Genomic DNA, 11,453 nt, shown 5'->3' on the forward strand with positions numbered 1-11,453 from the left:
CAGAGCTCTCGTTAGGATTCGGGCATGACGCAGGCTCCTGGGGCGGAAGAGCACGATCTGGTTCTCGTGGTGGACTTCGGCGCGCAGTATGCGCAGCTGATCGCCCGGCGCGTGCGTGAGGCTCGGGTCTACTCCGAGATCGTGCCGCACTCGATGCCGGTCGAGGAGATGCTCGCAAAGAACCCGAAGGCGATCGTCCTCTCCGGCGGCCCCTCGAGCGTGTACGCCGAGGATGCTCCGGCCATCGACCGCGCCCTGTTCCACACGGGGACCCCGGTGTTCGGGATGTGCTACGGCTTCCAGCTGATGGCGCAGGGGCTCGGCGGCACCGTCGACAACAACGGCGCGCGGGAGTACGGACGTACGCCGGTCACCATCGGTGTCTCCGGCACGCTGCTCAAGGACATCCCGCCGGCCCACAACGTGTGGATGTCCCACGGCGACTCGGTCTCCGAGGCACCCGAGGGATTCACCGTGCTCGCGAGCACCGCGGGCACCCCGGTGGCGGCCTTCGAGAACGTCGAGACGCAGATGGCGGGCGTGCAGTGGCACCCCGAGGTGCTCCACTCCGAGCACGGGCAGAAGGTGCTCGAGCACTTCCTGTGGAACATCGCCGGCGCCCGGCCCACCTGGACCATCGGCAACATCGCCGAGGAGCAGATCGAGCGGGTCCGCGAGCAGATCGGTGATCACCGCGCGATCTGCGCGCTCTCGGGCGGAGTCGACTCCGCGGTCGCGGGCGCCATCGTCGCGCAGGCGATCGGTGACCGGCTGACCTGCGTCTACGTCGACCACGGCCTGATGCGCAAGAACGAATCGGTCGCGATCGAGAAGGCCTTCCGGGAGTCGACCGGCGCCGAGCTGAAGATCGTCGACGCCGAGAAGGAGTTCCTCGACGCGCTCGCCGGGGTCACCGACCCCGAGGAGAAGCGCAAGATCATCGGGCGCGAGTTCATCCGCTGCTTCGAGCGCGCCGAGGTCGAGATCCTTGGCGAGAGTGACGAGAAGGTCGCCTTCCTCGTCCAGGGCACGCTCTATCCCGACGTCGTCGAGTCCGGTGGCGGCTCCGGCACCTCCAACATCAAGTCCCACCACAACGTCGGCGGTCTCCCCGAGGACCTCGAGTTCGACCTGGTCGAGCCGCTGCGCGAGCTCTTCAAGGACGAGGTACGCGCCGTCGGCTCCCAGCTCGGCCTGCCCGACGAGATCGTGCAGCGCCAGCCCTTCCCGGGCCCGGGCCTGGGCATCCGCATCATCGGAGAGGTCACCAAGGAGCGCCTCGACATCCTGCGCGAGGCCGACGCGATCGCCCGCGAGGAGATGACCCGCGCCGGGCTGGACCGCGACATCTGGCAGATGCCGGTGGTCCTGCTCGCCGACGTCCGCTCCGTCGGCGTCCAGGGCGACAGCCGCACCTACGGCCACCCGGTCGTGCTCCGCCCGGTCACCTCCGAGGACGCGATGACCGCAGACTGGGCGCGGCTGCCCTACGAGGTCATGGAGCGCATCTCCACCCGGATCACCAACGAGGTGAGCGAGATCAACCGGGTCACCGTCGACATCACCTCGAAGCCCCCGGGCACGATCGAGTGGGAATGAGCCAGTCCGAAACTGTGGAGCCCGACCTCGCCCGGCGTGTCCTCGACGCCCACGTCGCCCATGAGATGGCGGCGATGCGTGGCGTACGTTTCCTTGATCTCGTCACCGGCGAGATCGACTTCGCGCTGCGAGCCGGCAGCGAGCTGACGCTCGACCAGGTGATGCCGCGCGAGCTGATCAAGGACGTCGCGCTGAAGTACGTCAGCACCTTTCGGCTTCCTGGTGCGATCCCGGAGGTGGCGGCGGCGATCGCGACGCGGTTGAAGGCGCATCCCGCGAACCTGACCCCGCTGGCCAAGGTGGTCAGCCGGCCGCGGGCGGCCGAGCTGATCGATGCCCTCGTCGAGATGCGTACGCTGCGTCAGCAGGTCCTTCGCAGCCTGGCCGACAACACGGGCGTCCAGGCCGGCGTCGGCACCTTGATGCGCGGGACGGCCAAGGGTGCCGTGGACAGCGGCCGCAGGCTTGCTGACAACCTCCCGGGAGGATCATTCGGCTTCTCGGTCGCCGAGCGCGTGGCCGGTCGCGTGGCGGGCACGGTGAGAGGCACCCAGGTCGGCGCGGCCGTCGACCAGAGTGCCCGCGAGCTCGCTGAACGAGGCGCGGGAGCGATGCTCGGCTATCTCAGCGACACCGCCGCGAGCTCGGTCAGCGACGAGGAGGTGCGCGATGCCCTGCTGGAGGCCTGGGACGCGCTCGCGACCCGTCCGGTGAGCGATGTCGTCGACCTGATCGACGACGATCAGCTCGTCGCGGTCTTCGTCGGGCTCTACCAGGTCTGGCTCGACGTCCGCGACTCCGACTACCTGCGGGCCCTGATCGACACGGGTGTCGACTACTTCTTCGACACCTACGGCAGCTTCACGCTCGACCGGCTCCTGGAGGAGTGGGGGCTGGGCCGCGACGACCTGGTCGAGGAGGCCCTCCGCTTCGGTCCGCCGGTGATCGAGGCGCTCGCCGAGGCGGGCGTGCTCGAGCAGCTGCTCCGTCGTCGGCTCTCGAGCTTCTACGACTCTGCTGAGGCTCGCGCGCTGCTGGGGTGATGCCCTGAGGCGGCACTTTCCCGCCATGGCGGGAAAATGCCGGCCCGTTCCCGCTGAACGGCCGTCATTTCCACGCCATGGCGGGATTGTGCGCCGGTTACAGCGCCTTGTAGTAGATGACGTTCGGGAACGGTGTCATCCCGAGGCTGTCGTAAAGCTGCCTCGCAGGGGCGTGGAACCAGTCGCCGCCGGTTCCGATGGTGACGACGTCGACCCCGGCTGCGCGCATCGAAGCGAACGCGTGCTCGCACAGCTCCGTCGCGAGGTGTGAGCGTCGGTGGGCGGCGCGGACGGCGACGTACTGCACCTCGCCGCTGCGTCTGTCGGGGTCGACCGTCCAGGCCGTGAACCCGGCCAGGCCATCGTGATCCTCGGCTACGACGGCGTACTTCTGCTTCTCGGGGTCATGGATCCTCGCGAGCTCGCGGTGGTAGTCCTCGCGCCAGTCGTGGTGCTGGTTCTCGAAGATCTCCTGGCCCACGACGGAGCGCAGCGAGTCTTCGAAGAAGGGCCCGAAGACCTCGATGGCGAGTCTGACCACGGGGTCGTGGTCGGTGTCTGCGTACGGACGGATGTCCATGCTCTTGCCTCTCTGAGGGTTGCCGGAACGCCCGCCGGGGTTGGGGCGGGCGGGACGAGCGGCTCAGACGGAGCCGCCCCTCAGGCGCGGGTGCGGCCGGACGCGTGCGAGAACGTGAACACACCGAGGACCCTACTGATCGGGCCGACCATCGTTCAACGGATATTGCCCCGAAGCACGAGCGCTCAGGTGTTCATCCGGGCCCGGGCGGGTACCGCGATGGGGAACGAGCACGAAGGAGGCACGAGATGGCCGAGACGATCGTCGACGACAGGCTCTGGGAGAACTTCCACCGCGCGGTGAACATGACCTCGCGCGACCTGCGTAGCTGGCTCGCGGTGCAGGGTGCTGGGGAGGAGACCGAGACCGAACCGGACCGCGCCGGCAGCGAGCTCGGCCACCGGGTGGCAGACATCGTGGGCAAGCGTCGCGCCGACCTCACCCCCGACGACGTCGACGTGATGCGGCGGGTCGTCGACAAGGTCACCGACCTGCGCGGCGGGGACACCGGCCAGTGGGAGCCGACCGCGGGCGATGCGCGGTGGCGGCGCCGGCTGATGAACGTCGGCCACGACCCGCTCCAGCCGTGAACGAGCGCCAGCGAGTGAACCGTCCGGACAACACGCGACCGCGTCCGTACTCTGGCGCTTGCGCTACGGACGTGGTCGCGTGAGCGCCGCGGAGTCTGAAGAACTAGAGCGCGGGCGATGTCGAGATCGCGGGTGCGCGATCGACGCGTGGGTGAGAGCAGCACCACCCACCTTCTGAGGAGATCGAGATGAGCACCAACGCACAACGAGCCGGCTGGGTGATCACCGTCCTGGTGACCCTGTTCCTCGCCTTCGACGTCATCACGCACGTGCTCCGCGTCGAGGCCGCCAGGGACTTCAACGACATGATCGGCGCACCAAGCTGGTTCCCGGTCGTCTGCGGCGTTGTCCTCGGCCTGTCCCTGATCGCCTACCACGTCCCGGCGACCAGGGCGATGGGCACGATCCTGATCACCGCCTACCTGGGTGGCGCGGTCACGGTGAACCTGGTCTTCGGGCAGCCGGCCTTCAACACCGTCTTCGCCATCGCCACCGCCGTCCTCGTCTGGGCCGGCGCCTGGCCCCGCGACGAGCGCCTGCGCGGAGTGGTCGCCGCCTGACAGAGCTCCTCGTCGAGTCGGCTCGTTCTGACGAAGATCTGCGCCGAGTCGGCGGGGGTTTGGGCTAACCGTGGCGGAGGCGGGTGAAGGCGCCGAGCACGGTGCGCTCGGAGAGGACGAGGTAGTCCTGCAGCTCGGCCGCGGCAGTGGGTCCGCCCTGCTCGAGGAAGGTCTCGAGCAGGGCGCGGTTGCGGGTGACGAACGGAGCGTGCAGGGCCTCGGGGCTGTCGATCTCGAGGAACGCGAGCCGCAGCTCGGCGGCGATGTCGCGGAACAGGCGCTCCAGGCGGGGGCTGTCGGCGAGGGCGACGATGGAGTCGTGGAACGCCATGTTGGCGGTGCCCACCGTGCGCCAGTCCTGCGCCTCGAGGCTGGTCTCGCCCAGCTCCACCGCTTCTCGCATCGCGGTCACCGCGGGATGCAGAGGAGAGCCCGCCGTCAGGGCAGCGGGCTCGACGTAGCGCCGCGCGCGATAGATGTCGATGACGTCGGCGACGGTGGGCGAGGCGACCGAGACGCCGCGATGGGGCACGTGCTCGACGAGCCCCTGCTCGGAGAGCACGCGGAACGCCTCACGGAGCGTGTTCCGCGAGACCCCGAGCTTCTCGGCCAGAGAGATCTCGGAGAGCCGGGTACCGGGCGCGAACTCGCCATCGATGATCCGACGCCGCAGCACGTTCGTGAGGGTGTCCTCGGCATCGGGCATGACCGCATCCTAGGGGAATCGCATCCGCAGACAATCGAAGCATCATTTTAACAGAACGGGCTATCATTGTTGAACAATCAGTGTCATCCTGTGCTACATAAAGAGTGTGGTGCCCGCCACACAGCCCGCTGACCGCAGGAGCCCCCATGCCTGAGACAACCAGCGCCGAACGCGCGAAGAGCTTTGCCCGCTCGCGCCGAGGACCCATCCTCGGCGCCATCTTCCTGATGGCCACCTCGGCCATCGGACCCGGTTTCATCACCCAGACCGCGACGTTCACCGCACAGCTCGGCGCGGCGTTCGCCTTCGCGATCCTGGCGTCGATCGTGATCGACTTCGCGCTGCAGATGAACGTGTGGCGCATCATCACCGTCTCCGGCAAGCGCGCCGGTGATCTCGCCAACGAGGCGTTGCCCTACTCGGGCCACGTGCTCGCGACGCTGATCGTGATCGGCGGCCTCGCGTTCAACATCGGAAACATCGCGGGTGCCGGTCTCGGTCTGAACGCGCTGCTTGGGATCGACCCGAAGGTCGGCGGCCTGCTCTCCGCGCTGCTCGCGATCGGCATCTTCATGTACAAGCGGGCCGGCCGCGTCGTCGACCTGGTCGTGCTCGGGCTCGGCATGCTGATGATCGTGCTGACGCTCGTCGTCGCGATCGCGTCGCAGCCGCCCGTCGGCGACGCACTGCGCCAGACCATCGCGCCCGACACGCTCAACTTCGCGACGATCACCACGATCGTGGGCGGGACCGTCGGCGGCTACATCACCTACGCGGGTGCACACCGCTACCTCGACTCCGGCCTCACCGGCCCCGAGCACGTGGCAGCCGTGCACCGTGCCTCGCTCAGCGGGATCCTCGTCACCGGCATCATGCGCTACGTACTGTTCCTCGCGATCCTCGGCGTCGTGGCCTCGGGCGTCACCCTGGACTTCTCGAGCCAGGCCGCGAACCCGGCCGGTCAGGCGTTCGGTGCCGTGCTCGGCGAGGCCGGCATCCGCATCTTCGGAGCGATCTTCTGGGCCGCCGCGATCACTTCGGTCATCGGTGCCGCGTACACCTCGGCGACCTTCATCTCCACCTTCTCGAAGAAGCTCGGATCGGGCCGGCCGTTGCAGCTCGCGACGGTCGTCTTCATCCTCGTATCGCTCGCCCTGTACCTGGTGATCGGCGCGGCGCCGGCGGCTATCCTGGTCTTCGTCGGCGGCTTCAACGGCCTGATCCTGCCCATCGGCATGACGATCTTCATGTACATCGGCTGGTTCCGTCAGCGTGACGTCCTCGGCGGCTACCGCTACCCGGTGTGGCTGCTGACCCTGGGCACGCTCGCGACCCTGCTCACCTGGTACATGGGCAGCGTCTCCGTCGGCCCGATCTTCGCGTTCATCGGCATTGGAGGATGACCATGACGACCATCGACCTCAACTCCGACCTCGGCGAGAACACCCCTGACCGGATGGTCTCTGACGACACGGCGATGCTCGAGATCGTCTCGAGCGCCAACGTCTCCTGCGGGTTTCACGCCGGCAGCCCCGAAGGCATCCGTACGACGCTCGCGGCTGCCGTGGCGAACGGCGTCACCATCGGCGCCCACCCCGGCTACCGCGACTACGAGGGGTTCGGGCGTCGTCCCATGGACCTCGACTCGGCGACGCTGCAGGCGCACGTGGAGTATCAGCTCGGCGCGCTGCTCGGCCTCACCGCCACGGTCGGCGGCACGGTGCGCTACGTGAAGCCGCACGGCGCCCTCTACAACACGATCGCCCGCGACGAGCGACAGGCACGTGACGTGGTCGCCGCGGTCAAGGCGATCGACCCGTCCCTGGTGCTGCTGGGACTGGCGGGCGGCGTCGTGATCGACGTGGCCGAGAACGCCGGGCTCACCGCTGCCGCCGAGGCGTTCGCGGACCGCGCCTACACACCCGGCGGCGAGCTCGTCTCGCGCGCCGAGCCCGGTGCGGTGCTCCACGACGCCGACGCAGTGGCGGCCCGCATGCTGCGGCTCGCGCGCGAAGGTGTGGTCGAGGCGATCGACGGCACCGACGTCGCCGTACGCGCCGACTCGATCTGCGTGCACGGCGACAGCGCCGGGGCCGTGCAGATGGGCGCCGCGACCAGAGCGCTCTTGGAGGCGGAGGGCATCGCCATCGCTCCGTTCGCCGGGGCCGCGGCATGACCGGTGGCACCACACAGCTCGAGGAGGCCCGCGCCGCGCGGGCCTCCTACCGGGCGGGCGAGGTCGCACCGACGAGCGGCGTCGCCCACGGCCTGGTGCAGGCGAACCTGATCTCCGTGCCGGCCGACTGGGCCTTCGAGGTGCTGCTGTTCGCACAGCGCAACCCGAAGCCGTGCCCGGTGCTCGAGGTGCTCGACCCCGGGGCGTACGAGTCGAGCCTGGCGCCGGGATCCGACCTGCGCACCGACATCCCCGCCTACCGCATCTGGCGCGACGGCGTCCTGACCGATGAGGTCACGGAGGCCCGCGCGGCGTGGGAGGAGCACCCGGACCTGGTGTCCTTCCTGATCGGCTGCAGCTTCACGTTCGAGGCGGGTCTCGCCGACGCGGGCATCCCGATCCGTCACCAGGAGCTCGGCCGCAACGTGCCGATGTATCGCACCGTGCGTGCCTGCGCGCCCGCCGGGCGCCTGCGCGGCGACATGGTGGTCTCGATGCGCCCCGTCGCCGCGGACCGCGTCGCCGATGCCGTACGCATCTCCGGACGCTATCCGGCGGTGCACGGTGCGCCGGTGCACGTCGGTGACCCGGCCTCGCTCGGCATCGCCGACCTCGCCGCCCCCGAGTTCGGGGACCCGCCCGAGGTGCGCGACGGCGAGGTGCCCGTGTTCTGGGCCTGCGGGGTCACCCCGCAGGCCGCGATCATGGCCTCGCGTCCGCCGTTCGCGCTGACCCATGCGCCCGGCCACATGTTCATCACCGACGTACCGGATGCGGAGTACCTGGCGTGAGGCGCGTGCTCATCGCCTCGGATCGAGACCTCCTGGTCGAGGAGGCCGATCTCGACGGCGCGATGCGGTTGCACGCGGCGCTCGTGGCCGCGCCTCCGACCGGGGTCGTCGAGCTGGTGCCGGCCGCGCGGACGGTGCTCGTCCGGTTCGACCCGACGCTGGTCGACGAGGCGAGCCTCGCGAAGGAGCTGGCCCGTGTCGAGGCCGTCCACGGCGGCCTTCCGGCCGCGGGTTCTGCGACGATCGGCGTGCGCTACGACGGGCAGGACCTCGACGAGGTCGCCGGCCTGCTCGGGGTCAGTGCCGAGCAGGTCGTCGCGCGCCATATGGCGGCGACCTGGCGGGTCGCCTTCACCGGCTATGCGCCCGGCTTCGGCTACCTCGTCGGCGACGACCCGCTCTTCGACGTACCGCGCCGCTCCTCGCCGCGCACCCGGATCCCGGCCGGCTCGGTCGGGCTGGCGGGCACCTTCTCGGGCGTCTACCCGCGAGAGAGCCCCGGTGGCTGGCAGCTGATCGGGCGTACGGACGCGCCGATGTGGGACCTGGACCGCGACCCGCCGGCACTGCTCGCGCCCGGCATGACGGTCCGTTTCGAGCAGCTCGAGCGGGAGTCGGTCTCGATCCCCGCGACCGCCCCGAGCGTCGACGCCGCGGAGCATCCCTTCGCGGTCGAGGTCGTACGCCCCGGGTTGCAGCTGGTCCTCGAGGACCTCGGGCGTCCCTGGAACGCCGCGCTCGGTGTCTCCGCGTCGGGGACGGCCGACCGACGGGCGCTGCGGGCCGCCAACCGTGCGGTCGGCAACGACCCGTCAGCCGCGGGCTTCGAGCTCGCCGGCGGCGGCGCCGTCCTGCGCTTCACCGGCGCCGCGGTCGTCGCGGTCGCGGGTGCCCCCGCCGAGACGACGATCGTGCGTACCGAGGGCCCGGACCTGCCGGTCGAGCACGGCGCGCCCACGGCGATCGAGGACGGCGAGGAGCTGTGGCTCGGCGCGGTGAGAGCCGGTCTGCGCGCCATCGTCGCGGTCCGTGGCGGGCTGGATCTCCCGCCGGCGCTCGGCAGCCTCTCCACCGACACGCTCGCGGGCCTCGGGCCCGCCGACCTCGGCGCTCGCCCCCTGCGCCCGGGCGACGTGGTGCCCCTGCGGGGGCCTGCGGCCGCGGCGTACGCGGTGGACCCGAACCCCGCTCCGTCCGACCCGCTGCCCGCACCCGGTGACACGGTCGAGCTGCGCATCGTGCTGGGCCCGCGCGAGGACTGGTTCACCGAGGCCGGCGGGCGCACCCTGATCGAGCAGGAGTGGACCGTCACACCGCGCTCCGACCGCGTCGGCGTACGCCTCGAGGGCGCCGTGCCGCTCGAACGCGCCGAGTCCGGCGAGCTTCCGAGCGAAGGGGCGGTGACCGGTGCGATCCAGGTGCCGCCCGATGGACAGCCCGTGCTGTTCCTCCCGGATCACCCGCTCACCGGCGGCTATCCGATCATCGGCGCGGTCATCGACCGCGACCTCGACCTGGCCGGGCAGCTGCCGCCCGGGGTCCACATCCGCTTCCGTCCCGTCGCGCCCACCGTGCCGATTGTGCCCATTGGGTCGACCGCTGAGATCCGAGGAGTCTGAGATGCGCAGAGTGCTCATCGCCAACAGGGGAGAGATCGCCGTCCGAGTGGTGCGGGCGGTCGCCGAAGCCGGCCTCGTGTCGGTCGCCGTCTACGCCGACCAGGACGCCGACGCACTCCATGTGCGGCTTGCCGACGAGGCGTACGTGCTCGGCGGGGCCACCGCCGCCGAGTCCTACCTCAGCATCGAGTGGCTCATGGCCGCGGCGCAGGCCTCCGGCGCCGACGCGGTCCATCCCGGCTACGGGTTCCTCTCGGAGAGCGCCGATTTCGCGCGCGCCGTCGAGGCCGCCGGCCTGATCTGGATCGGCCCGGCTCCTGCGAGCATCGACAGCCTCGGTGACAAGATCACCGCGCGCCGGATCGCCCAGAGCGTGGGCGCGCCGCTGGTGGCGGGCACCGACCGGCCACTCGAGTCGGCCGACGAGGCGGTCGCCTTCGCGCGCGAGCACGGGCTCCCGATCGCGATCAAGGCGGCCTTCGGGGGTGGCGGGCGCGGGCTGAAGGTGGCCCGCGAGCTCGACGACGTCGCCGACGCCTTCGAGTCGGCGTCGCGTGAGGCGCTGGCGGCGTTCGGCCGGGGCGAGTGCTTCGTCGAGCGGTTCCTGGAGCGGCCACGGCACATCGAGGCGCAGGTGCTCGGCGACGGCACCGGTCGCGTCGTGGTGGTCGGCGACCGGGACTGCTCGCTGCAGCGGCGCAACCAGAAGCTCGTCGAGGAGGCGCCCGCGCCCGGGCTGAGCGACGAGCAGCGTCGCCGGATCCACGACGCGGCCCGCGACATCTGCGCGGCGGTCTCCTACCGCGGGGCCGGGACCGTGGAGTTCCTGATGGGCGAGGACGGCGTCATCTCGTTCCTCGAGGTGAACACCCGCCTGCAGGTCGAGCACCCGATCACAGAGGCGGTCACCGGCGTCGACCTCGTCGCGGAGCAGCTGCGGATCGCCGCGGGCGACGGCATCTCGTTCGGGGCGACGCCGGCTCCGACGGGCCACGCGATCGAGCTGCGGATCAACGCCGAGGACCCGGGCCGCGGCTTCCTGCCGAGCCCCGGCGTCGTGACGGGCCTGCGGGTCCCCGCCGGGCCCGGGGTGCGCTGGGATGCCGGGATCGAGGCGGGCGACACCGTGCAGAGCGCCTTCGACTCGCTGATCGCCAAGCTGATCGTGCACGCGCCGGACCGGGACGCCGCCGTCGTACGTGCGCGTCGCTCGCTGGGCGAGCTCTCCGTCGAGGGGGTCGCGACCGTCGTCCCCTTCGTTCGTACGCTGCTCGAGGACCCAGCGTTCTCGACCGCCGGCTTCGCGGTGCACACGCAATGGATCGAGACCGAGCTGATGCCGCGGCTCGAGACGCAGCGGCGACCCGAGCCAGCGCCTGACCTGTCGCTCCGGCGGGTGCCGATCGAGATCGACGGTCGCCGGGTGATGCTCGGTCTGCCGGACGATCTGCTGCGCGGTCTCGTGGCCGGCGGGTCGGCGCTGGAGACCGTGCCGGCCGATGGCGGGCCGGCGGTGGCCGACCCGGCTGGGCTCGAGGCCAGCGTCCCCGGCACGCTCGTCGACTGGCTCGTCCCCGACGGCGAGAAGGTCACCGAGGGCCAGGACGTCGCCGTCATCGACGCGATGAAGATGGAGACTCGGGTCGCCGCACACCGCGGCGGCGTGCTCGCTCAGAGCACGGCCGTCGGCGGGACGGTCGCGCTCGGGGACCTGCTCGGCAAGATCGAGTAGGTCGTCGTCCTTGGAGATCGCGCAGGTAGGGCCGCCTGCTACGCGCCGCGATACGGG

Annotated in this window: 11 protein-coding genes; 9 read left to right on the forward strand and 2 right to left on the reverse strand. The window is 70.7% G+C overall.

All coding sequences use genetic code 11. The annotated features are described in order from the left end of the window. Positions 1-24 precede the first annotated feature (24 nt). Positions 25-1,599, forward strand: a complete 1,575-nt coding sequence (gene guaA, locus ACRDPS_RS19390) for a glutamine-hydrolyzing GMP synthase (protein WP_431503297.1) — start codon at positions 25-27, stop codon at positions 1,597-1,599. Further along, positions 1,596-2,642 (forward strand): hypothetical protein, encoded by a 1,047-nt coding sequence (locus ACRDPS_RS19395; protein ID WP_431503298.1) that lies wholly within the window; start codon positions 1,596-1,598, stop codon positions 2,640-2,642. Before guaA ends, ACRDPS_RS19395 begins: the two co-directional genes overlap by 4 nt. Positions 2,643-2,739: 97 nt before the next feature. Here the strand turns inward: ACRDPS_RS19395 and ACRDPS_RS19400 are convergent, their stop codons facing one another. Continuing rightward, complete coding sequence (locus ACRDPS_RS19400) at positions 2,740-3,222, reverse strand: GNAT family N-acetyltransferase (RefSeq protein WP_431503299.1); 483 nt, start codon at positions 3,220-3,222, stop codon at positions 2,740-2,742. Between the two features lie 248 nt (positions 3,223-3,470). Here ACRDPS_RS19400 and ACRDPS_RS19405 point away from each other — a divergent pair, with 248 nt between their 5' ends. Continuing rightward, complete coding sequence (locus tag ACRDPS_RS19405) at positions 3,471-3,812, forward strand: DUF3140 domain-containing protein (protein ID WP_431503300.1); 342 nt, start codon at positions 3,471-3,473, stop codon at positions 3,810-3,812. Positions 3,813-4,000: 188 nt separating this feature from the next. Next, positions 4,001-4,372, forward strand: coding sequence for a DoxX family protein (locus ACRDPS_RS19410; protein WP_431503301.1), 372 nt, complete (start codon positions 4,001-4,003; stop codon positions 4,370-4,372). Between the two features lie 64 nt (positions 4,373-4,436). Here the strand turns inward: ACRDPS_RS19410 and ACRDPS_RS19415 are convergent, their stop codons facing one another. Further along, complete coding sequence (locus ACRDPS_RS19415; RefSeq protein WP_431503302.1) at positions 4,437-5,078, reverse strand: GntR family transcriptional regulator; 642 nt, start codon at positions 5,076-5,078, stop codon at positions 4,437-4,439. Between the two features lie 146 nt (positions 5,079-5,224). Here ACRDPS_RS19415 and ACRDPS_RS19420 point away from each other — a divergent pair, with 146 nt between their 5' ends. Genes ACRDPS_RS19420 through ACRDPS_RS19440 form a run of 5 tightly spaced genes read left to right on the forward strand, consistent with a single transcriptional unit; the run spans position 5,225 to position 11,396 of the window. Next, positions 5,225-6,481: an NRAMP family divalent metal transporter gene (locus tag ACRDPS_RS19420; RefSeq protein WP_431503303.1), complete on the forward strand. Its 1,257-nt coding sequence runs from the start codon at positions 5,225-5,227 to the stop codon at positions 6,479-6,481. A gap of 2 nt (positions 6,482-6,483) precedes the next feature. Then, positions 6,484-7,254: a LamB/YcsF family protein gene (locus ACRDPS_RS19425; protein WP_431503304.1), complete on the forward strand. Its 771-nt coding sequence runs from the start codon at positions 6,484-6,486 to the stop codon at positions 7,252-7,254. Next, positions 7,251-8,045, forward strand: a complete 795-nt coding sequence (locus ACRDPS_RS19430) for a putative hydro-lyase (RefSeq protein ID WP_431503305.1) — start codon at positions 7,251-7,253, stop codon at positions 8,043-8,045. Before ACRDPS_RS19425 ends, ACRDPS_RS19430 begins: the two co-directional genes overlap by 4 nt. After that, positions 8,042-9,664, forward strand: coding sequence for a carboxyltransferase domain-containing protein (locus ACRDPS_RS19435; protein ID WP_431503306.1), 1,623 nt, complete (start codon positions 8,042-8,044; stop codon positions 9,662-9,664). Before ACRDPS_RS19430 ends, ACRDPS_RS19435 begins: the two co-directional genes overlap by 4 nt. Position 9,665: 1 nt before the next feature. Beyond that, complete coding sequence (locus tag ACRDPS_RS19440; RefSeq protein WP_431503307.1) at positions 9,666-11,396, forward strand: acetyl/propionyl/methylcrotonyl-CoA carboxylase subunit alpha; 1,731 nt, start codon at positions 9,666-9,668, stop codon at positions 11,394-11,396. The last annotated feature ends 57 nt before the right edge of the window (positions 11,397-11,453 follow it).

The sequence above is a fragment of the Nocardioides sp. genome, from assembly GCF_050699375.1.
Lineage (GTDB): Bacteria > Actinomycetota > Actinomycetes > Propionibacteriales > Nocardioidaceae > Nocardioides.